This window comes from Propioniciclava sp. LT294 (assembly GCF_059516005.1).
The window spans coordinates 339,889-360,729 of sequence record NZ_JCAKNG010000001.1; the positions used below are offsets into that span (position 1 = coordinate 339,889).

Consider the following 20,841-nt stretch of genomic DNA (forward strand, 5'->3'; position numbering starts at 1 on the left):
CACTAGGAACGCAGGAGCGCCCCGTCCGCAGCGGACGGGGCGCTCCTGGCGCCTCTCCCCGCCCCCCTGAGGGACGGGGTCAGCGACACCGATCAGCTGGGTCGCGGCGCACCCGGTCGGGCGTAGCGCCACCAGGTGAGGGCCACGCACAGGACGGCCCAGACGACCCCGATCCAGTAGAACGGCACGACTCCGAGGGTGGTCAGGCCGATGCCGAACAGGAACGGACCGAAGGCCGCGATCGCAGCCGTCCACCCGATGACGCCGCCGGCCTGGCGACGCTCGAAGATCATCGGCATCTGCTTGAACGTGCTGGCGTTGCCGATGCCCGCGAACAGGAAGATCAGCAGCATCCCCCACAGGAACCGGTTGAAGCCGGCGCTCAGGGTCGCCGCCGACGTGGTGTCGGGGGTCAGCCCCCCGATGGTCCACCAGATCGAGCCGACCAACCCGATGCCGGAGACCAGCGTCCAGATGGCACCACCCATGCGGTCGGTCAGCGGGCTGAACAGGATGCGGGCCCCCGCACCCACCAGCGGCCCGAGGAACACGTACTTGGCGGGGTCGGGCACGGCATAGCCCTCGACGAGGAGGCGCGCCGTGGCCCCGACACCCTCGACGATCGCCGCGTTGCCCGAACCGTACAGGTTGTTCATGAGCAGGCCGAACTGCGCCGAGAGGCCCGAGAAGGTGCCGAACGTCATGATGTAGAGGATCGTCATCCACCAGGTGTCCTGGTTGGAGAAGATGTCGAACTGCTGCTTGATGTTGGCCTTGATCGGCACCGACTTCAGGTACTTCCAGGCCAGGAAGGCACCGATGAGGATGAACGGCAGCCAGACGTAGGACGCGGCTTGGTACCAGACGGTCGCGCTGGGCTTCCCGGGGATCTTCATCTCCTGGCTGATGCCCATCCACCACAACATGCCGAAGCCGATGATCCACGGGGTCAGCAGCTGGACCAGGGAGACGCCGAAGTTGCCGATGCCGGCCTGGAGGCCGAGCGCGGTGCCCGAGAGCCGCTTGGGGAAGAAGTACGACGTGGACGGCATGAAGCCCGAGAACGCACCGCCGCCGATGCCGGCCAGGAACGCCAGCACGAGCAGTTCCCAGTAGGGCGCGGTTCCCGGCAGCATCGTCCGCACACCCCAGCCCAGCACCGGGAAGATCAGCAGCAGGGTGGTGAGGGCCACCATCTTGCGCGTGCCCATGATCGGCGGGAGGACCATCCACACCAGTCGCAGGAGGCCGGCCGACAGGCCCGGGGTGGCCGCGAGCCAGTAGAGCTGCTCACGGGTGAAGTCGTAGCCGATGGCGTTGAGCTTGGGGATGATCGCGCTGGGGAGGAACCAGGCGATGAAGCACATGGTGAGGCTGAACGTGGTGATCCAGAGGGTGCGCCAGGCCAGGGACTTGTCCCAGGTGGCCTCGTTCTCCGGATCCCAACTGGTCAGCCACTCACTGCCCGAGCGAACCTTCTCCTCTGCACCGCTCATGCGTTGATCTCCTCTCGGGCGCGGAACGCCGGGACGTCCGCCATGGTGGGGGGTACGTCGACATCATCGCCGAGATGCGGGGACTGCGTGTTCAGCATGCGGTGAATCGTGACGTGCATCCACAGCAGCGAGATCCCGGTGACCGCGAACAGGATGGCGAAGGTGGAATTCGCCATGCCGGTGAACGCCTTGGTGTAGGCGAACATGGGGGGCAGGAAGAAACCGCCCAGACCGCCGAGCATCCCGACCAGACCACCGACCGAGCCGACGTTGTCCGGGAAGTAGGTCGGGATGTGCTTGTAGACGGCCGCCTTGCCGATGCCCATCGCGCAGCCGATGACGAAGACCAGCGCCACGAACAGCCACAGGCTGATCGAGTAGTGCATGACCTCGTTGCGACCACCGTCGGGCTGGTAGAGCACGATGTGCCCGTTGGGCATCATCAGCACGCCGGAGGCGGCCAGCATCACGAAGAAGGTGCCGTACATGGCCCGGCGAGCGCCCCAGCGGTCGCTGAACCAGCCGCCCAGCGGGCGCAACAGGGAGGCGGGGAAGATGAAGGTCGCCGTCAGCAGGCCCGCGGTGGCCAGGTCCACACCGAAGTTGTCGACGTAATAGGCGGGCAGGTAGGCCGAGAGGGCGACGTAGGCGCCGAACACGACCACGTAGTACAAGGAGAAGCGCCACACGCGGATGTCCGTGAGGGGCCGCAGCATCTGCCGCACGGTCCGGGACGCCCCGGGCATGCGGTCGCGGTGCGGGGTGACGAAGAACATGACCACCGCGATGGCGACGAGCAGGACGGCATAGATGACCGGGATCAGCCGCCAGCCGCCGACGACACCCAATCCGTACGTCGCACCCGCGGTGCCCGCGATGATCGCCGGTCCGATGAACTTGGTGACGGAGGCGCCCACGTTGCCCGCCCCGAACAGGCCCAGCGCGAAGCCCTTGCTGCGATCGGTGAACCACGCGTTGTTCCAGGACACACCGACACTGAAGCTGTTGCCGACGAAACCGACGAGGAACGCGAGCAACAGCAGCATCGCGTAGCTGTCGGCGAACGAGACCGCGAAGGAGGCGACGGCACCGGTCAGCAGCAGGAACATCATGACCTTCTTGCCGCCGATCCGGTCGGCCAGCATGCCGGCCGGCAGGCGCCACATCGAGCCGTTCAGCACCGCCACGGCGCTGATCCAGCTCAGCTCCACGTCCGTGAGGCCGAACTCGGCCTGAATGGGTTTGCCCAAGATGCCGAACATCAACCAGACGGCGAACATCATCGTGAACGCCAGTGTGGACATGGTCAGGACGCGCCCCGACCCGGGCGCCTCGTGACGTGGTGCACCCTCAGTCATGGGGCTCCTCGAATAGTGGACTCAGGTCCTTTAAAGCAGGACGAGGGCGATCAAACCACAAGGCATCCGACAACGTCAACTACATGCCGTAGGAAGGGTGAACACCCCAGCCACAAGGTGGTTGAATCGCGAACCAGCCGAACGTTGCGCGCAGCCCCGGCCATCTGGCTAGACTCTCCATCACCATCCTTTAAATGGGTGGCGCCAGCAGCCCGACCAACCTGAGGACGACGATGACCGAGGAGCCAGTCCAGCCTTTGGACGTGTTGGGTTCCCCCGTACGCCGCGCCATCCTCGACACCCTCGCGAACCTGCCCGTGCTGGCCACCGCCGACACCCCCAACCGCAGCAAGGGCCTCACCGCGGCCGAACTGGGCGAGCGTGTCGGCCTGCACGTCACCACCGTCCGCCACCACCTCGAACGCCTCGAGCTGGCGGGGCTGGTCCACAGGCATGCCGAGCGGACCGGCGTCGGACGCCCACGCCACCACTTCACCGCCGCCCCGGGCAACCTCGCCGAGGTCGGCGACCCGTCCGCCTACCGGCTGCTGGCCGAGGTCCTCACCGAGGCGATGGCGTCGGTCAACCCCGATGCGGTCTCCGCGGGGCGACGCTGGTCTCAGAGAACCATCAGCACGGCGCTCGACCCAGACGTCCGTGCCGCCCCCGCCCGCACGCCGGGGCAATGGTTGGGCAAGCTGGGCGCGCTCATCGACCTGCTGGACAGCTGGGGGTTCGATCCGTCCGTCACCACCGAGGCCGGCGGCCGCACGAGCCGCGTGTGCCTGAACCGCTGCCCGTTGCGGGAACTGCCGCCGCCAACCCGGCCGTGGCGTGCGGCGTCCACCGCGGCGTCCTCGAGGGGGCCCTGGACGCCCTCGGGGAGGAAGGCGTGACCGTTGAACTGGAGCCCTTCGTCCAGCCCGATCTCTGCGTCGCCCGCCTGACGCCCTACCCCCCGTTCCCCGTCAGAACCGTCCCGAGCGAAAGGCCCCTCCGATGACCGCCACGCAGCCCCGGCCGACCCAGCCCGTCGGCCTCGACGGCCCGCTCGCCGATGCCCTCATCGGCGCCGGCAAGTTCTTCAGGAAGTCCACCATCACGCCCGACAACCGCGCGATCTTCAAGGAGGGTGGCCGCGGCGACTGGTTCTACCGCGACCGCTGGGCCTACGACAAGGTCGTGCGTTCCACCCATGGAGTGAACTGCACCGGTTCCTGCTCCTGGAAGGTGTACGTCAAGGACGGCATCATCACGTGGGAGGCCCAGCAGACCGACTACCCGTCGGCGGGTCCCGACAAGCCCGAGTACGAGCCCCGCGGCTGCCCCCGTGGCGCGGCGTTCTCCTGGTACACCTACTCCCCCACCCGCGTGCGCTACCCGTACCTGCGCGGCGTCCTGCTGGAGATGTACCGCGAGGCCAAGCGCGAGCACGGCGACCCGGTCGTGGCGTGGGCGTCCATCGTGCAGGACCCGGTCAAGGCCAAGCGCTACAAGAGCGCCCGGGGCAAGGGCGGCCTGGTCCGCGCCAGCTGGGACGAGGCGGTCGAGATGATCGCCGCCGCGCAGGTCTACACCATCAAGCGCTGGGGCCCGGACCGCATCGCGGGCTTCTCCCCCATCCCGGCCATGTCGATGGTCTCGCACGCCTCGGGAGCGCGGTACACCAGCCTCATCGGCGGCTCGATGCTGAGCTTCTACGACTGGTACGCCGACCTACCGGTCGCCTCGCCGCAGGTGTTCGGTGACCAGACCGACGTGCCCGAGTCGGGCGACTGGTGGGACGCGGGCTACCTCATCATGTGGGGCTCGAACGTCCCGCTGACCCGCACGCCGGACGCCCACTGGATGACCGAGGCCCGCTACCGCGGCCAGAAGGTCGTCGTGATGAGCCCGGACTACGCCGAGAACGTGAAGTTCGCCGACGAGTGGCTACCCGTCGCCCCCGGCACGGACGCCGCGCTCGGCATGGCCATGGGCCACGTCGTGCTCAAGGAGTTCTTCGTCGACCGCCAGGTCCCCTACTTCGAGAACTACACCCGCGCCTACACCGACCTGCCGTTCCTCGTCACGCTGGACCCGGTGGCGACCGGGGCCGACGGGGCCGTCATCTTCCGCCCCGGCAAGAACCTGGTCGCCGGCGACTTCGAGAACGACCAGTCCGGCAGCGAGAACGCGATGTTCAAGCCGGCGCTGTGGGACGCGGCGACCAACGCGCCGGCGATCCCCAACGGCACCCTGGGCCACCGCTTCGGCGACGAGGGCCTGGGCAAGTGGAACCTCGATCTCGGCGACCTCCGCCCCGAGCTCACCCTGCTCGGGGACGAGGCCGTCGAAATCGAGCTGCCGATCTTCGACTCCCCGGACGGCAGCGCCCAGACCGTGCGCCGCGGCGTCCCGGTGCGTCGGGTCGGCGACAGGCTCGTCACCACGGTCTTCGACCTGATGCTCGCGCAGTACGGCGTCGGACGTCCGGGCCTGCCGGGCCAGTGGCCGGCCGGCTACGACGACGAGTCGGGCGCCTACACGCCGGCGTGGCAGGAGATGATCACCAACGTGCCGGCTGCGCAGGTCGAGCGCATCGCCCGCGAGTTCGCGCAGAACGCCGAGGACACCCAGGGTCGCTCGATGATCCTCATGGGCGCCGGCACCAACCACTGGTACCACTCCGACCTCATCTACCGCACCATGCTCATGCTGACGACCATCACCGGTTGCCAGGGCCGTAACGGTGGCGGCTGGGCCCACTATGTCGGCCAGGAGAAGGCCCGCCCGATCACCGGCTGGGCCCAGATGGCCTTCGGCCTGGACTGGAGCCGGCCGCCGCGCCAGATGATCCAGACGGGCTACTGGTACATCAACACCGACCAGTGGCGTTACGACACCTTCAGCGCGGACGAGCTGGGTGCGGGCGCGGCTGGCAACGGCATGTTCAAGGGCAAGGTCACCGCCGACCTGTTCGCCCAGTCGGCGCGTTCGGGATGGATGCCGTCCTACCCCACGTTCGACAGGAACCCGCTCGAGATCGGCGACGCGGTCAAGGCGTCCGGCCAGGAGGTCGGCCCCTACGTGGCCAACGCGCTGAAGTCGGGCGAACTGAAGTTCGCCGTCGAGGACCCGGACGCCGAGGAGAACTGGCCCCGCGTCCTGATGCTGTGGCGCGCCAACCTGTTCGGCAACTCGGCGAAGGGCGATGAGTACTTCCTCAAGCACCTGCTGGGCACCGACCACGCGGTCAGCGCCGAGGAGACCCCGGAGCACCTGCGCCCCCAGCACATCCGGTGGCACGACGAGGCCCCCCAGGGCAAGCTCGACCTCGTCCTCACGCTCGACTTCCGCATGACGAGTTCGACCCTGATGTCGGACGTGATCCTGCCGGCCGCCACCTGGTACGAGAAGCACGACATCAACACCACCGACATGCACCCCTTCGTGCATCCCTTCACCCCGGCCATCAACCCGCCGTGGCAGAGCAAGACCGACTGGGACAGCTTCCGCCTGCTCGCGAACAAGTTCTCCGAGCTGGCCCAGACGCACCTGGGCACGCGCACGGACGTGGTGGCCGTCCCGCTGATGCACGACTCGCCCGACGCCATGGCGACCCCCCACGGCATCGTCGCGGACTGGAAGACCGGCGAGGTCGATCCCATCCCGGGCGTGACCATGCCCAAGCTGGTGCTGGTCGAGCGCGACTACACCCAGATCGGTGAGAAGTACGGCGCGATCGGCCCGCTGATGGACCGCCTCGGCACCACCACGAAGGCCGTCACCGTCGACGTGAACTCGGCGATCACCTACCTCAAGGGCAAGAACGGCGTCAGGACCGGAGACGGGGTGGCCGCGGGTCGCCCGAAGCTCGACCACGGCATCCACGTGGCCGAGTCGATCATGGCGCTGGCCGGCACCACGAACGGCCACCTGGCGGTCCAGGGCTTCAAGACCCTGGAGAAGCGGACCGGCACGCTGATGCACGACCTCGCGGCCGAGCACGAGGGGAAGATCATCACGTTCAGCGACATCGTGGGTCAGCCCACGCCGGTCATCACCTCGCCGGAGTGGTCGGGCAGCGAATCCGGCGGACGCCGCTACTCGCCGTTCACCATCAACGTCGAGCGCCTGAAGCCCTGGCACACCCTGACCGGTCGTCAGCACTTCTACCTCGACCACGACTGGATGGACGCCCTGGGCGAGAAGCTGCCCACCTACCGGGGCCCGCTCAACATGACCCACCTGTTCGGCGAGACGCCGCTGGGCGAGCAGACCGAGTTGGGCGTGTCCGTCCGCTACCTGACGCCGCACTTCAAGTGGGCGATCCACAGCCAGTACCAGGACAACTGGTTCATGCAGAACCTGTCCCGGGGTGGCCAGCAGGTGTGGATGAGCGTGCAGGACGCGGAAAAGGTCGGCATCGACGACAACGACTGGATCGAGCTGGTCAACCGCAACGGCGTCGTCGCCGCGCGCGCGATCGTGTCGCACCGGATGCCCGAGGGCACGGTGTTCATGTACCACTCCCAGGACCGCCTCATCGACGTGCCGCTCACCGAGACCAACGGGCGCCGCGGCGGCATCCACAACTCGATGACGCGCATCCTGATCAAGCCCAGCCACATCATCGGCGGCTACGCCCAGTTGGCGTTCGCGTTCAACTACCTGGGTCCGACCGGGAACAACCGCGACGAGGTGACGATGCTGCGCAAGCGCACCGCCCCCTTGAAGTACTGACACCACCACCACGAGCCAAGGAGACGAAGAACATGCGCATCATGGCCCAGATGGCGATGGTGATGAACCTCGACAAGTGCATCGGTTGCCACACCTGCTCGGTGACCTGCAAGCAGGCGTGGACCAACCGCACCGGCCTGGAGTACGTCTGGTTCAACAACGTCGAGACGCGCCCCGGCCTGGGGTACCCCCGACGTTACGAGGACCAGGAGAAGTGGAAGGGCGGCTGGGAACTCGGCCGCAACGGCCGCCTCAAGCTCAAGGGCGGCGGTCGCCTGCGGAAGCTGGCCACGATCTTCAGCAACCCCAAGCTGCCGGAGATCGAGGACTACTACGAGCCCTGGACGTACGACTACAAGAACCTGATCGAGGCGCCCGCCTCCGAGACGTTCCCGGTCGCCCGCCCGCACTCGATGCTCGACGGCCGCCCGATGAACCCCCAGTGGGGCGCCAACTGGGACGACGACCTGGGCGGCACCTACAAGACCGGGCACGACGACCCCATGCTGAAGGGCATCGAGGAGAAGGTCACCTTCGAGTTCGACAAGTCCTTCATGTTCTACCTGCCCCGCATCTGCGAGCACTGCCTCAACCCGACCTGCGCGGCGTCGTGCCCCTCGGGCGCCATCTACAAGCGCGAGGAGGACGGCATCGTCCTGGTCGACCAGAACCGCTGCCGCGGCTGGCGCATGTGCATCTCGGGCTGCCCGTACAAGAAGATCTACTTCAACCACTCCACCGGCAAGGCGGAGAAGTGCACCTTCTGCTACCCACGCGTCGAGGTCGGCATCCCGACCGTGTGCTCGGAAACCTGCGTCGGCCGCCTGCGCTACATCGGCCTCATGCTGTACGACGCGGACGCCGTCACCGCGGCTGCGTCGGTGAAGGACGAGAAGGAGTTGTACGAGGCACAGCGCAGCGTGTTCCTCGACCCCAACGACCCTGCCATCGCCCGCGAGGCGGAGCGCCAGGGCATCCCTTCGGACTGGGTCGAGGCGGCGAAGAAGTCCCCGGTGCGCCGCCTGATCCAGGATTACCAGGTCGCGTTGCCCCTGCACCCGGAGTACCGGACGATGCCGATGGTCTGGTACATCCCGCCGCTGAGCCCGATCGTGGACGCCGTCCGCGACACCGGCGTGGACGCCGAGGACGCCGGCAACCTGTTCGGAGCGATCGACGCGCTGCGGATCCCGCTGGAGTACCTGGCCAACCTGTTCACCGCCGGCGACGTCCAACCGGTCCGCCGGGTGCTCGACAAGCTCGCGGCCATGCGTTCCTACATGCGCGACGTCAACCTCGAGCGGGAGCCGCGCGAGGAGATCGCCCAAGCCGTCGGCATGACCGGCGACGAGGTGAAGGAGATGTTCCGCCTCCTGGCGATCGCGAAGTACGAGGAGCGTTACGTGATCCCCACCGCGCACGCCGAGCAGGCGCACGCGCTGGAGGAGCTCGCCACGGACTGCCCCGTCGGCGAGGGTGGTCCGGGATCCTTCGGCGGTGGTTCGGGCGGGCCGGTTCCGGTCGCGATCCAGACCCTGCGCGAGACCAAGGAACGCATGCAGGCCGACGACTTGAGCCAGGTCCCCGGTTCGGTCGACTACCTGAACTGGGACGGCCGCGGCATGCCGGGCAAGGCGAGCCCGGAGCGGGTCGAGAACCGGCACGGCATCCCCGGCGCCGGGCCCGACATCCCTGCCGACCCGAAGGCGGAGGCCCCGCTCAGGGGAAACACCGTGCAGGAGCGTGAGTGATGGCGCCCAGCCCCGTTGAATGGCTGGGCCGCCTGGTCGGGCGCGACCCCGGAGCCGGCGCTCAGCCGGCGCTGGCGTCGCGCCGCAAGCACCCGGCACCGGCCCTCGCCGAGACCGACCTGCGGATGGCGTGGCAGCTCACCTCCCTGCTGCTGTCCTACCCCGACGATCGCGTGACCGCGCTGCTGCCCCAGATCCGCGAGGCGGCCACCGCCCTGCCGGACGCCGTGGGCGTCCCGCTGGTGCGGCTGACCGACCACCTCGCCGAGGCGGACGCCCGGGCCCTGCAGTCGCGGTACGTCGACACGTTCGACACCACGCGCAAGTGCGCCCTGCACCTGACCTACTACGCCCATGGCGACACCCGGAAGCGCGGGATCGCGCTGGTCCAGTTCAAGCAGGCCTACCGCCGCGCCGGCCTCGAGATCGGCGACGACGAACTGCCCGACCACCTCTCCGTGGTGTTGGAGTTCGGGGCCACCGGCTCGGTCGACGTGGCGTGGAAGCTGCTGAACGACCACCGCTCGGGCATCGAATTGCTGCAGCTCGGGTTGGACGCCAAGTCCTCCCCATGGGCGGACGCGGTGACCGCCCTGCGTGCCACGCTCCCGCCGATGAGCGGTTCCCAGGCCGAGGCCGTGTCCCGCCTGCTCGCCGAGGGGCCGCCCGACGAGGAGGTCGGCCTCGACGGCTACGCCCTGGACCCGCGCCTCAACCCGCACCCCGCCGATGACGACCTCGATCTCTCCCTCGACCTGACAGGAGCCCCCCGATGAGCCTCTTCCTGTTCGCCGTCTTCCCCTACATCGCGTTGGGCGTGTTCGTCGTCGGCATCATCTGGCGCTACAAGTACGACAAGTTCGGCTGGACGACCCGGAGTTCGCAGCTCTACGAGTCGCGCATGCTGCGGATCGGTTCGCCGCTGTTCCACTTCGGCATCCTGCTGGCGATCGTGGGTCACGCGATGGGTCTGATCATCCCGAAGGCGTGGACCGACATGGTGATGAGTCCGGAGGCCTACCACTGGATCGCCGTCGGCGGCGGCGTGACCGCCGGTCTGATGATCACGGTCGGCTTCATCATCCTGGTGTTCCGGCGTCGGACGGTGAAGACGGTCTTCAACGCCACCACCGTGAACGACAAGGTCATGTACCTGGTGCTCGGCATCACGATCTTCTTCGGCATGTGGAACACCATCAGCACCGCGCTGAGCGACGAGTACCACTACCGCGACGGCGTGTCCCCGTGGTTCCGGAGTGTCTTCGCGTTCCAGCCGAACGTTGACCTGATCGCCAACGCGCCCTTCCAGTTCCAGGCGCACGCGGTCTCGGCGTTCCTGCTGGTGCTGATCTGGCCGTTCACCCGTCTGGTGCACGTGTTCTCGGCCCCGATCGGGTACCTCACGCGTCCGTACGTCGTCTACCGCAGCAAGGGCGACACCGGCCAGCGTCCGACCCCGTCGCGGGCACCGCAGGGCACGTGGACCAGCCCGACGGCGCGTCGCTGACCTGACGCTCCCCCGCCACCCGACGCGGGCCCTGTGCACAGGGCCCGCGTCGTGCCGTCCCACCGGGCATCGGAACTGCACTGGGCTAGGCTGGCTCCATGAGTCGACCTCGTGTGGACCAAGTCCTCTGGCAGCCCTGGATCGACCACGTCTGCGCCGCGGTCGGGGTCGATCCGGTGCAGGTCGACACCGCCGCCCTGCACCGCGTCTCCGCAGAGGTCGCCACCCTGTTCACCCGTCCGATGGCCCCGGTGTCCGCCTTCCTGCTCGGGTTGGCAGCGGGCTCCGGCGTGGACCTCGAGACCGCCCACGCCGCCCTGGTCGACGCCGCGAGCGCGGCCCGGACGGGCGAGAGCTGATACCCGGATGCTCGACCGGGAGCGTGCCGATCACCGCTTCGCCAGCCTGCTCCGGTGGGCCGCCGGCACGCGTCCGGATCGTCTGGTCGTGCTGTGCTCCGACGCACCCCCGGACGCCGCCGGCGCCGGATCGACGGCCCTGCGCCTGGCGGGATGCCTGGCCGACCTTCCCGCGCACCGACTCGTGGACCTCGCACTCGCCGGCGGCTGCACCGTGCTGGCCGCGGAGGACGCCTGCCCCGCCCGGGTCGTCCCCACGCAATTCGAGCCCCTCCCCGCCCTCACCGACACCCGCGTCGCCGTCCGAACGGCACCTCCCGCCCCCGGGCAGCCCGTCATGCTGGTCAGCGAGGCGAACCCGCCGGTCGGGCGACGCTTCCTGGTCCGTCCCCACACCGAACCGGCCGTGATCGAGCACCCCGTGGACACCGACGACCAGGCCCGACTGGTGGCGTCGCTGCGCGCGTTGGGAGTCCGGGGCGGGGCGGACGAGGGAGGGACTGCGCCCGGCGTGGCGCTGGACGTCGCGGGCTGCATCGCTTGCGGTGTCTGCGTGCGAGCCTGCCCTCACGACGCACTCGCGCTCACCCACGCCGGGGGGGTGAGCACCCTGCTCCAACGCCCCGACCGCTGCCGGGCCGAAGGGGCGTGCGCGTCCGCCTGCCCCCAGCACGCCATCAGCCTGGGCGAACATCATCCCTGGGCGACCACCCTCTCGGCCGAGCCGCTGGCGTTGGCGAGGCTCCACACCCGGGCGTGCCCGCGTTGCGGGACCCCCGTTCCCCTCGACCGGCCTGACGGCCTGTGTGGCCCGTGCGCCCAGCGCAGGGCTGAGCCGTTTGGCTGGGACGTGCCCGAGGCCGTGCGCGACCGGCTCCCCGAGCACGTGCGCAGACGCCTGGAGGAACGCGGCTAGGCCAGGACGGCCTCGAAGGTGGGCAGGGCGCCGCGCAGCAGGTGACCGGCGGCCCGGTACAGGTCGGTGGCGGCGTGCTCGATGACGAGGTCGGCGAAGCCCGGCGCCCAGACCCCCAGATGGTCACGCACGAACGCTCCGGCAGCGGAGAGGGCGAAGGCTTCAGCCGCCGCGTCACCGCCCTCGCGTGCATCGAGCGCGGCGACCGCCAGTTCACCCAGGAAGGCCAGTTCGAGGCCGATGTGGTCGTCCGGTTCCCGGTTCAACGCGGGGGCCTCGAAGCCCGCCTCGGCGTAGGCACGGCGCACTTGCAGGGTCTCCGCCTCGAAGGTGAGCCCCTCCTCGGAGCGGTGGACTGACTCCCACGGGCAGGCCTTCATCGGTCCGGGGCCGACGAAAAGCCGGGTGTGGTCGGCGGCGAGGTCAGAGACGGGTGCCGGAGCCGTGACCGCGCGCCCCAGGAGGGCCACGCCGCGCTCCGTGTCGGCCGCCCCCTGCGCCCGGCCCGAGAGTGGCCAGGCCGCAGCCAGGTTGGCGTCCACGTTGGCGAGGGTCGCCGGCCCGGCCTCCTTGCGCAGGAAGAGGTGCGCGAGGAAGGCGCACGCCGACGCGACTGCGTCCAGTTCGTCCGTCGTCGCCACGATCACACGCCGACGCGGACCATGCTCGCGTAGAAGAGCATCCGGCCGATGACCTCACCGGCCAGCACCAGCAGGAACGATGCCACCGCGATCGTGGGGAGCAGACGTGAACCGGCGTCCGCCTGGCCGGACAACCGGTACAGGAGGTAGCCCAGCAGGGCGATACCCGCGAACACGAGGATCGTCTGGGCGGCGGAGAACGCTCCGTAGGTGTCGGTGAGCAGGTGCAACGACTCGGACGCCGCGGGCGACGGGTGTGTGCCCAGGTAGCCGATGTAGGCGGGCAGCCCGATGGACTTCAGCCCGAGCGCCAGGATGGCGCCGAACGCGATGCCGCGCACCGACCGCTTGACCAGATTCGTGCCGGCCGCTTCGAGTTCGTCCCCCTTCTTGGCCCGGACGCCGGCCGCGATGACCAGCGCCGCCCCGACCGCCAGTCCGCCGAGCAGGAAGGCCGTCAGGAAGAAACGCAGGGGGGTGTAGGAGGTCGCCCACGCCGGGACGGTGCTCAGCGAGTACACCTGCGAGATGGCCCAGACCAGCGCGACTCCCAGCAGAGCTGCGAGGACCGCCACCGCCTGACGCAGGCGGGCGGGGCCCAGCTTGAACCACTGCAGGACGGCGAACAGGGCGCCGACGCCGAGGAACGCGGAGCCGACCACGACCTCCAGCGACAGGGGCGACGCGGGGAAGTGCCGGATGGCGTTCAGGGCGTTCAGGGGGTGCCCCAGGTGGGTGGCGGACGCGATGAAGCCGAGCATCAGCAACGGGCCGATCGCGTACAGGGCCGGGTTCGTGACCCGCTCCATGGTCTCCTGCTTGACGCCGATGCCGAGGACGTTGATCAGACCGAGCACGATGAACGAGCCGGCCGACATCTGGGCGGCGATGGTGAAGATCACCAGGGGAAGCTCATTCAACATGGCTCACAACTCCTCGCGGTTGGCGATGCGCCCGGTCCCCCGCCCCGACGGCTGGGCCTTCGGGTGCGCGATGACGACCAGGTTGGGTCGGGTGATGGTGGGGTCGGGCAGCGGCTCCACCGCGTTCTGGGTTCCGAGCAGTGCGCGGACGTCGTCCGCTTCCCCGTAACCCAGCGCACGCGACGGGCAGGCAGCCACGCACGCGGGATCCTCACCGGCCGCGATGCGGTCGGCACAGAAGTCACACTTGGTCATCACGCCCTTGTCGGGGTTGAACTGCGGCGCGCTGTAGGGGCAGGCCATCTCGCAGTAGCGGCAGCCGATGCACACCTTCGGATCGACGCTGACCACGCCGTTCTCGCCCTTGTGCATGGCGGTCGAGGGACACACCGCCACGCAGATCGGGTCGGCGCAGTGGTTGCAGGAGATCGACGTGTAGTAGGCGAACACGTTGTTGGTGAACGTGCCCGTCCGCTCATCCGCCACCCACGAGCCGCCCGTGTACTCGGCGACGCGGCGCCAGGTCACGCCGACCGGCAGGTCGTGCTTGTCCTTGCACGCGATCGAGCAGGCCTTGCAGCCGGTGCACTTGCTCTGGTCGAACCAGAAGGCCAGTTGCTTGTACTGGGCCATGTCCTCACGCCTTCCTGATGTCGACGAGTGCGGAGTGGACGCCGTTCGCCTTCGCGTACGAGGTCGTCTGCATCGAGGTCAGCGTGTTCACCGAGCCGCCGACGTCCAGACCACCGGGACTCTCCGGCCTGTACCACGCGCCCTGGGGCACCGAGACGACGCCGGGGATGATGCGGGGCGTCACGTAGGCCGGGAGCTTGATCCGGCCCCGGTCGTTGAACACCACGACGCTGTCACCGTTCTTGATCCCGCGCTTGTCGGCATCGAGGTCGCTGATCCAGACGTGCTGCGGGTGCGCCTCCTTCAGCCACGGGCTGTTCCCGTAACTCGAGTGTGTCCGCTGCTTGTAGTGGTGGCCGATGCACTGCAGGGGGTACGTGTCCTGCAGGGCGTCGCCGGGCATCTCGCGGGTTTCTCGGTAGACGGGCAGGGGGTCGATCCCGTTGCCGTCCTCGACCGGCCAGTCCTGGCTCATGGCGTACAGGTTCGAGCTGAAGATCTCGATCTTGCCCGACGGCGTCCCGAGGGGATTGGCGACGGGGTCCTCCCGGAACTTCTTCATGCCGATCACCGGATCGAGCTTCTTCCTGAAGATGCCCTGCTCGCGGAACTGCTCGAAGGGCGGCAGGTCGGGGATGTTCTTGCGGCTCTCGTCGTAGATCCACCGCACCCAGTCCTCCTGGGTGCGACCCTCGGTGAACTTGTCCTTGACCCCCAGCTTCTCGGCGATGCCCGTCAACTGCTCGTAGACGGGCATCGAGTCGTACAGGGGCTCGATCGCCTTGTCCGCCATGAGCGCGTAGCCCATGTTGCCGGCGCTGCCCTGGGCAGCCAGATCCACCTGTTCGGCCGTCGTCACGTCCGGCAGGACGATGTCGGCGTAGCGCGCCGACACCGTCATCTGGTTGTCGATCACCACGATCATCTCCACGAGGCTCTCGTCGGTGATGATCGTGAGCAGGTCGTTGATCTGGCCGTGCTGGTTCACCAGCGCGTTCGAGCCGTAGTTCCAGATGAACTTGATGTTGCTGTTCAGCACGATGTCATGCTTGACGTTCGCGTTGCTGTTCAGGTTCTTGAGGTCACGCACGCCGTCGCGGTACGTCCAACCCTTGCCGTTCGTGATGGCCTCGGGCCACTGGAAGTGCGAGATGACCGGACGCACGGGGTTCTCCAGCACGGGGAAGGCAGCCATGCCGAGGTTGGCCGCGCTCTCCCGCTCGCCGGTTCCGCCACCCGGGATGCCGTTCGCGCCGATCATGTTGGCCAGCACCATGGGGGCCCGCGCCTGGTTCTCACCGTTGCTGTGCCGCTGGTGACCCCAGCCGGTGTTGACGGCGCATGGCTTGGTCGTGGCGATCTCGCGTGCGAGTCGGACGATGGTGGCGGCTGGGAGGCCCGTGACACGCGCCGCCCACTCAGGCGACTTCTCGACCCCGTCCGGGCCGAGCCCGAGCACGTAGGAGCGGTAGGAGTTGCCGGCCGGGACGCCCGGAGGCATGTGGTCCTCGTCCCAGCCGACGCAGTAGGTGTCCAGGAACGCCTGGTCCTGGAGGTTCTCGCTGATCATGACGTGCGCCATGCCGGCCACGAGGGCCGCGTCGGTGCCCGGGCGGATGGGCACCCATTCGTCGGCCAGGTTCGCCGCGGTGTCCGACAGGCGCGGATCGATGACGATCAGGCGGTGCCCCGACTCCTCCTTGGCCTTCTGGGTGACGAACACCTCGCCCCCACCACTCATCCGCGTCTCGTGCGGGTTGTTGGCGAACATCACGACCAGCTTGGAGTTGCGGGTGTCGTCGTTGCTGTTCGACCCCTGCCACGCGCCGTAGTGGAAGTCGACCGCGGCCTCCACGTTGCCCGCCGAGTGGTCGTTGTAGTGATCGAGGTAGCCACCGATGCAGTTCATGAGCCGTGACACGGCCGTCGCGCGGGGCGGCCAGGACGTCGCCACCGTGGCCCCGAGGACGCCGGTGCCGTAGTTGAGGTAGATCGACTCGTTGCCGTACTCGGCGATCAGTTCCTTGAGCTTGTCCGCGATCAGGGTGAAGGCCTCGTCCCAGGAGATCTCCTCCCACTTCTCCTCGCCGCGCTTTCCGATGCGCTTGAGGGGCTTCTTGAGCCGCTCGGGCGAGTAGATCCGCTGCCGGATCGAGCGTCCACGCACACAGGCCCGGATGGTCTGGCTGCCGAGCTCGTCGTCGCCCGTGTCGTCGGGGTCCACGCGGACGATCGTGCCGTCCTTGACAGCCAACCGGAGCGGGCAGCGGCTGCCGCAGTTCACCGTGCACGCACTCCAGACCACCGCGTCCTCGGTGGCAGGGGCGTTCTGCTCGCGCGGCTGCAGTCCGCAACCGCCCAGACCCATGGCGCCGGCGGCACCTCCGGCCACCGCACTCCACTGCAGGAATCGGCGGCGGCTCAGCGGCAGCACTCCGGTCGTCCGTGCAGACGGTTCACTCATGGGGCACCCCTGTCGATCGGGAAGTTCTACTCCGACACAGTGTAGTTCTGGCGAGTTCCCCGCGCATGGTTTCCCGTGGTTGCAGCCTCCCCTCGAGTCCGATCGACCAACTAGGGTGGACCCGTGACCACCTTGCCGCCCCTCGTCGAGCCCGGCCCCTCGCTGACCAAGGACGAGACGCACCGCTACGCGCGCCACCTGCTGATCCCCGCGGTCGGCGAGCTCGGCCAGCGCCGCCTGCGGAACGCCCACGTGGCCGTGCTGGGTGCGGGCGGCCTCGGCTCTCCCGCACTCCTCTACCTCGCGGCGGCGGGAGTCGGACGCATCACGATCATCGACGACGACGTGGTCGATGTGACGAACCTGCACCGCCAGGTCATCCACCCCGACGCCAGCGTCGGCACCGCCAAGGTCGAGTCGGCGGCCAAGGCGGTCCGTGACCTGAACCCGAGCGTCGAGGCCGTCACCCGCCACGTCCGGCTCACCCGCGCCAACGCGGCCGAGCTGTTCACCGGCGCCCATCTCGTGCTGGACGGCACCGACAACTTCGAGACCCGCTACGCCGTCAACGACGCGTGCGCCGAACTCGGGCTGCCGTACGTCTGGGCGTCCGTCTACCGCACCCAGGCGCAGGTCTCGGTCTACTGGGCCGCACCTCCCGCGCCGCACGTGGGCACGGACCTGCGCGACCTCTTCCCGAACCCGCCCGCTCCCGGCACCGTGCCGAGTTGCGGGGACGCCGGCGTCCTCGGAGCCCTGACCGGCCAGGTCGGCTCGATGATGGCGGCCGAGGCGATCAAGCTCATCTGCGGCATCGGCGACCCCCTGCTGGGGCGCGTCGCGTTCCTCGACCTGTTGACCGCCTCGATGACCGAGATCCCCCTGCGGCCGGGCACCCGCCCCGCCGCGCCCGAACCCACCACGACACAGGAGCCGCCCACGATGGAGACCGTGACACCCGCCGAACTCGCCGCCGCGCTGGCGTCGGCCGCACCGCCGGTCGTGCTGGACGTGCGCGAGCCGGCGGAGGTGGCCATCGCCGCGATCGAGGGCTCGCGGCGCGTCCCGCTGGGCGAGGTCCTGGCCGACCCCGGCGCAACGGGTCTGGCCCCGGACGCCGACATCGTCGTGCACTGCAAGGTCCAGCCCCGGGCGGAGGCCGCCGCGCGCTCACTCGTCGCCGCCGGCCACACCCACGTGCGCGTGCTCGAGGGCGGCATCCTCGCGTGGGTGCGCGACATCGACCCGAGCCAGCCGGAGTACTGACCGATGGCTGACGCTCGTCGTCCCCTCCTGACGGTCGAGGAGTACCTCGCCGAGGTCCTCGCCCTCGTCACCCCCATCCCGCAGACCGAGCGGGTGCCGCTGCGCGAGGCGTCCGGCCGCACGCTGGCCGAGCCGGTGCTCGCCCGCGGCGACGTCCCGGCTTTCGCCAACTCCGCGATGGACGGCTTCGCCGTCCGCTCCGGCGAGCTCGCGCCGGGAGTGGTGCTGCACGTGACCGGCGAGGTGCTGGCGGGCTCGGCCGAGGATCCCCCCTTCGGACCCTGCGCGTGCATCCGCATCATGACCGGGGCCCCGCTCCCCTCCGGCGCGGACGCGGTGGTGCCCGTGGAGCAGACCACGCCGGTCGAGGGTGGCATCCGCGTCGACGAGGTCGTCGAGGTCGGCCGGCACGTCCGTCGCGCCGGTGAGGACGTCCGGGCCGGGGACGTGGTGCTGGACGCCGGCGTCCGGCTGGATGCCCACGCGTTGGCCGCCGCTGCGGCGGCCGGGGCACCCACGCTCGTGTGTGCGCGCCGACCGGTCGTGGGCGTCATCGCGACCGGCGACGAGCTCGTCCCGCCCGGGGACGCGCTGGGTCGCGGCCAGATCTACGAGTCCAACGCCACCTTCCTGGCCACCGCGATCGCCCGCGACGGTGGTGTCGCCCGTGTCCCGGACGCCGTGCGCGACACCCCCGAGGCGCTCACGTCCGCCCTTGATGAGTTGGCCCACGACTGCGACCTGATCCTCGTCTCGGGAGGGGTCAGCGTCGGGAACGCCGACGTGACCCGGATCGTGCTGGAGTCCTCCGGTGCGCGGTTCCGCCACGTGCGGATGCAGCCCGGCAAGCCGCAGGGCTGGGCGCGCTGGTCCGGTGTGCCGGTCGTCGCGCTACCCGGCAACCCGCTCTCGGCCGCGGTCAGCTACGAGACGTTCGTGGCCCCTGCTCTCGACCGCCTGCACGACCGCCCGTCCCCCGGCTGGTCGGTCGCGGTGGCGGCCCAGGGGTGGAGTTCGCCCGCGGGGCGCCGTCAGGTGATCCCGGTCATCCTCGACGTCGACACGCGCGGCCAGCAACTCGTCAAGCCGGCGCATCGCCGCGGCTCGGCGTCCCACATGGTCACCTCGCTGGTGGCCGCCAACGCGCTGGCCGCCGTGGGTGAGGACGTCACCGCGGTCGCCGCCGGCGACCTCGTCGCCGTCAGGAGGATCCCGTGACCGACATGCCCTTCACCCACCTCGACTCCGCCGGCCACGCCCGCATGGTCGACGTCACCGACAAGCAGCCGACCGTGCGCGCCGCGACGGCCGCGGCGTCGGTGGTGGTGTCCCCGGGGGTCATCGCGCTGCTGCGATCGGGCGAGGTGCCCAAGGGGGACGTCCTGGCCGTGGCACGCATCGCGGGCATCCAGGCCGCCAAGAGAACCCCGGACCTGTTGCCCCTGGCCCACATGATCGGAGTGCACGGCTGCGAGGTCGACCTGGACGTACAGGACGCCGGGGTCGACATCCGCGCCACCGTGCGGACCGCCGACCGGACCGGGGTCGAGATGGAGGCCCTCACCGCCGTCAGCGTGGCCGCGCTGGCGATCATCGACATGGTCAAGGGGTTGGACCGCTTCGCCCACATCGAGCACGTGCGCCTGCTCGCCAAGGAGGGCGGCCGCTCGGGGACCTGGAAGAGGGAGGGCTGAGGCATGTTCGATGCCATCATCGTGGCCGGCGGGCAGGGTTCACGCATGGGCGGGCTCTCCAAGGCCGACCTGGACATCCGCGGCGAGCGTCTGCTGGACATCGTCCTGAGGGCCACTGCGGGCGCGGCGACGACCGTGGTGGTCGGCGAGGTGGCCGTGCCCGAGGGCGTCCTGCTCACCCGCGAGGACCCGCCCGGCACCGGCCCCGCCGCCGGCCTGCTCGCGGGACTGGACGCCGTCGAGAGCCCTGCCGAGTGGACCCTCGTGCTGGCCTGCGACCTGCCGGGCGCCCCCACCGCGGTCGCCCGACTCCGGGAAGCCCTGACCACGGCACCCGCGGACGCCGACGGCCTCTGCCTGCGCGACGCCGGTGGGGAACTGCAGCACCTGGCCGCCTTCTACCGGACGGCCGCGCTCCGCGAGGCGTTCGCGGGGTGGGGCGACCCGGCCAACCGTTCGGTACGCGGCGTGATGGCCTCGCTGGCCCTGTTGCCGGTCGACCCGGGCGGCGCGTCGGTTCAGGACCTCGACACTCCCGAGCAACTCGCGCACTGGATCGCCTCGCACCCCGCCGACCCGGCCAACGAGGCCGAGGACGACAAGCAGGGCTGGCGCGCCTTCGTCGAGGACGCCTGCGCCCGCCTCGGCCTGGACCCGTCCCGCGTCGACGAGCACGCGATCCTGCGCCTGTCGCGGCGGGTCGCGCACGACGGAGCCCGACCGATGGCACCCGTGGCCGGGTACATCCTCGGGCTGGCGCTGGGGGCGGCGCCGGACGCCGACCCCCTGACCGTCATGGCCGACCTGCAGGACGCCATTGCGACGGCACCCCACCCGAACGAGGAGGACTGATGGCCCACATCCGCTACTTCGCCGCCGCGGCCGAGGCCGCGGGCACCCGCACCGAATCGGTCGAGGCCCCCACATTGGGCGAACTGCGCAGCGCCCTGGTGGCACTCCACGGGCCGGGCTTCAGCGGCGTCCTCGACCGTTGCTCCGTGCTCATCGACGGCGCCAACACGGCCGACCCCGCCACCCCCCTGGCCGAGGGAACGCTGGTCGATGTGCTGCCGCCGTTCGCGGGGGGCTGATCGGGGGCCGATCACCC

Annotated in this window: 18 protein-coding genes; 12 read left to right on the forward strand and 6 right to left on the reverse strand. The window is 69.6% G+C overall.

Annotation, left to right across the window (positions count from 1 at the left end):
• Positions 1–92: 92 nt before the first annotated feature.
• Together AC5YDA_RS01600 and AC5YDA_RS01605 are read right to left on the reverse strand one after the other, a co-directional pair.
• The gene (locus tag AC5YDA_RS01600) at positions 93–1,496 is read right to left on the reverse strand and encodes an MFS transporter (RefSeq protein ID WP_496188150.1); all 1,404 of its coding nucleotides are present in this window, start codon (positions 1,494–1,496) and stop codon (positions 93–95) included.
• Entirely contained in the window at positions 1,493–2,854 is a 1,362-nt protein-coding gene (locus AC5YDA_RS01605) for an MFS transporter (RefSeq protein WP_496188151.1), read from the reverse strand. The genes AC5YDA_RS01600 and AC5YDA_RS01605 overlap by 4 nt, the downstream gene beginning before the upstream one ends.
• A 233-nt stretch (positions 2,855–3,087) precedes the next feature.
• Here AC5YDA_RS01605 and AC5YDA_RS01610 point away from each other — a divergent pair, with 233 nt between their 5' ends.
• The 7 genes from AC5YDA_RS01610 (at position 3,088) to AC5YDA_RS01640 (ending at position 12,112) form a co-directional block, all read left to right on the forward strand.
• Positions 3,088–3,750, forward strand: a complete 663-nt coding sequence (locus AC5YDA_RS01610; protein ID WP_496192724.1) for a helix-turn-helix transcriptional regulator — start codon at positions 3,088–3,090, stop codon at positions 3,748–3,750.
• A 103-nt stretch (positions 3,751–3,853) separates the two neighbouring features.
• Entirely contained in the window at positions 3,854–7,579 is a 3,726-nt protein-coding gene (locus AC5YDA_RS01615; RefSeq protein WP_496188152.1) for a nitrate reductase subunit alpha, read from the forward strand.
• A 32-nt stretch (positions 7,580–7,611) separates the two neighbouring features.
• Complete coding sequence (gene narH, locus AC5YDA_RS01620; protein ID WP_496188153.1) at positions 7,612–9,330, forward strand: nitrate reductase subunit beta; 1,719 nt, start codon at positions 7,612–7,614, stop codon at positions 9,328–9,330.
• Positions 9,330–10,106, forward strand: coding sequence for a nitrate reductase molybdenum cofactor assembly chaperone (narJ, locus tag AC5YDA_RS01625; RefSeq protein WP_496188154.1), 777 nt, complete (start codon positions 9,330–9,332; stop codon positions 10,104–10,106). The genes narH and narJ overlap by 1 nt, the downstream gene beginning before the upstream one ends.
• The gene (narI, locus tag AC5YDA_RS01630; protein ID WP_496188155.1) at positions 10,103–10,837 is read left to right on the forward strand and encodes a respiratory nitrate reductase subunit gamma; all 735 of its coding nucleotides are present in this window, start codon (positions 10,103–10,105) and stop codon (positions 10,835–10,837) included. Before narJ ends, narI begins: the two co-directional genes overlap by 4 nt.
• A 98-nt stretch (positions 10,838–10,935) precedes the next feature.
• Positions 10,936–11,196, forward strand: coding sequence for a DUF6457 domain-containing protein (locus tag AC5YDA_RS01635; protein WP_496188156.1), 261 nt, complete (start codon positions 10,936–10,938; stop codon positions 11,194–11,196).
• 7 nt (positions 11,197–11,203) lie between these two features.
• Positions 11,204–12,112 carry a 4Fe-4S dicluster domain-containing protein gene (locus tag AC5YDA_RS01640; protein WP_496188157.1) on the forward strand — a complete coding sequence of 303 codons (909 nt, stop codon included), beginning with the start codon at positions 11,204–11,206 and terminating at the stop codon, positions 12,110–12,112.
• Here AC5YDA_RS01640 and AC5YDA_RS01645 read toward each other — a convergent pair.
• From AC5YDA_RS01645 to AC5YDA_RS01660, 4 genes are read right to left on the reverse strand one after another with little or no spacing between them, the layout of a single operon-like run.
• Positions 12,109–12,753 (reverse strand): TorD/DmsD family molecular chaperone, encoded by a 645-nt coding sequence (locus AC5YDA_RS01645; RefSeq protein ID WP_496188158.1) that lies wholly within the window; start codon positions 12,751–12,753, stop codon positions 12,109–12,111. The genes AC5YDA_RS01640 and AC5YDA_RS01645 overlap by 4 nt on opposite strands.
• Before the next feature lie 2 nt (positions 12,754–12,755).
• Complete coding sequence (locus AC5YDA_RS01650; RefSeq protein WP_496188159.1) at positions 12,756–13,676, reverse strand: dimethyl sulfoxide reductase anchor subunit family protein; 921 nt, start codon at positions 13,674–13,676, stop codon at positions 12,756–12,758.
• 3 nt (positions 13,677–13,679) lie between these two features.
• Complete coding sequence (locus AC5YDA_RS01655; RefSeq protein ID WP_496188160.1) at positions 13,680–14,309, reverse strand: DMSO/selenate family reductase complex B subunit; 630 nt, start codon at positions 14,307–14,309, stop codon at positions 13,680–13,682.
• Between the two features lie 4 nt (positions 14,310–14,313).
• Positions 14,314–16,773 (reverse strand): DMSO/selenate family reductase complex A subunit, encoded by a 2,460-nt coding sequence (locus AC5YDA_RS01660; RefSeq protein WP_496188161.1) that lies wholly within the window; start codon positions 16,771–16,773, stop codon positions 14,314–14,316.
• A gap of 123 nt (positions 16,774–16,896) precedes the next feature.
• Between AC5YDA_RS01660 and AC5YDA_RS01665 the strand changes: the two genes are divergently transcribed.
• Genes AC5YDA_RS01665 through AC5YDA_RS01685 form a run of 5 tightly spaced genes read left to right on the forward strand, consistent with a single transcriptional unit; the run spans position 16,897 to position 20,824 of the window.
• Positions 16,897–18,039: a ThiF family adenylyltransferase gene (locus AC5YDA_RS01665; protein ID WP_496192725.1), complete on the forward strand. Its 1,143-nt coding sequence runs from the start codon at positions 16,897–16,899 to the stop codon at positions 18,037–18,039.
• 3 nt (positions 18,040–18,042) lie between these two features.
• A complete protein-coding gene (locus AC5YDA_RS01670; protein WP_496188163.1) occupies positions 18,043–19,257 on the forward strand; it encodes a molybdopterin molybdotransferase MoeA in 1,215 nt (404 codons plus the stop codon).
• On the forward strand, positions 19,254–19,733 hold the full coding sequence (gene moaC / locus AC5YDA_RS01675; RefSeq protein WP_496188164.1) for a cyclic pyranopterin monophosphate synthase MoaC: 480 nt from the start codon (positions 19,254–19,256) through the stop codon (positions 19,731–19,733). Before AC5YDA_RS01670 ends, moaC begins: the two co-directional genes overlap by 4 nt.
• A gap of 3 nt (positions 19,734–19,736) precedes the next feature.
• Positions 19,737–20,585 (forward strand): NTP transferase domain-containing protein, encoded by an 849-nt coding sequence (locus AC5YDA_RS01680; RefSeq protein WP_496188165.1) that lies wholly within the window; start codon positions 19,737–19,739, stop codon positions 20,583–20,585.
• The gene (locus tag AC5YDA_RS01685) at positions 20,585–20,824 is read left to right on the forward strand and encodes a MoaD/ThiS family protein (protein ID WP_496188166.1); all 240 of its coding nucleotides are present in this window, start codon (positions 20,585–20,587) and stop codon (positions 20,822–20,824) included. Before AC5YDA_RS01680 ends, AC5YDA_RS01685 begins: the two co-directional genes overlap by 1 nt.
• Positions 20,825–20,841 lie beyond the last annotated feature (17 nt).

Excerpts from the sequence above, each read along its gene's own strand:
- AC5YDA_RS01600 (WP_496188150.1), bottom strand. The coding sequence starts at position 1,496 with ATGAGCGGTGCAGAGGAGAAGGTTCGCTCGGGCAGTGAGTGGCTGACC.
- AC5YDA_RS01670 (WP_496188163.1), top strand. The coding sequence starts at position 18,043 with ATGGCTGACGCTCGTCGTCCCCTCCTGACGGTCGAGGAGTACCTCGCC.
- AC5YDA_RS01615 (WP_496188152.1), top strand. The coding sequence starts at position 3,854 with ATGACCGCCACGCAGCCCCGGCCGACCCAGCCCGTCGGCCTCGACGGC.
- AC5YDA_RS01680 (WP_496188165.1), top strand. The coding sequence starts at position 19,737 with ATGTTCGATGCCATCATCGTGGCCGGCGGGCAGGGTTCACGCATGGGC.
- AC5YDA_RS01610 (WP_496192724.1), top strand. The coding sequence starts at position 3,088 with ATGACCGAGGAGCCAGTCCAGCCTTTGGACGTGTTGGGTTCCCCCGTA.
- AC5YDA_RS01650 (WP_496188159.1), bottom strand. The coding sequence starts at position 13,676 with ATGTTGAATGAGCTTCCCCTGGTGATCTTCACCATCGCCGCCCAGATG.
- AC5YDA_RS01685 (WP_496188166.1), top strand. The coding sequence starts at position 20,585 with ATGGCCCACATCCGCTACTTCGCCGCCGCGGCCGAGGCCGCGGGCACC.
- AC5YDA_RS01655 (WP_496188160.1), bottom strand. The coding sequence starts at position 14,309 with ATGGCCCAGTACAAGCAACTGGCCTTCTGGTTCGACCAGAGCAAGTGC.
- narH (WP_496188153.1), top strand. The coding sequence starts at position 7,612 with ATGCGCATCATGGCCCAGATGGCGATGGTGATGAACCTCGACAAGTGC.
- narI (WP_496188155.1), top strand. The coding sequence starts at position 10,103 with ATGAGCCTCTTCCTGTTCGCCGTCTTCCCCTACATCGCGTTGGGCGTG.
- narJ (WP_496188154.1), top strand. The coding sequence starts at position 9,330 with ATGGCGCCCAGCCCCGTTGAATGGCTGGGCCGCCTGGTCGGGCGCGAC.
- AC5YDA_RS01660 (WP_496188161.1), bottom strand. The coding sequence starts at position 16,773 with ATGAGTGAACCGTCTGCACGGACGACCGGAGTGCTGCCGCTGAGCCGC.
- AC5YDA_RS01640 (WP_496188157.1), top strand. The coding sequence starts at position 11,204 with ATGCTCGACCGGGAGCGTGCCGATCACCGCTTCGCCAGCCTGCTCCGG.
- AC5YDA_RS01635 (WP_496188156.1), top strand. The coding sequence starts at position 10,936 with ATGAGTCGACCTCGTGTGGACCAAGTCCTCTGGCAGCCCTGGATCGAC.
- AC5YDA_RS01605 (WP_496188151.1), bottom strand. The coding sequence starts at position 2,854 with ATGACTGAGGGTGCACCACGTCACGAGGCGCCCGGGTCGGGGCGCGTC.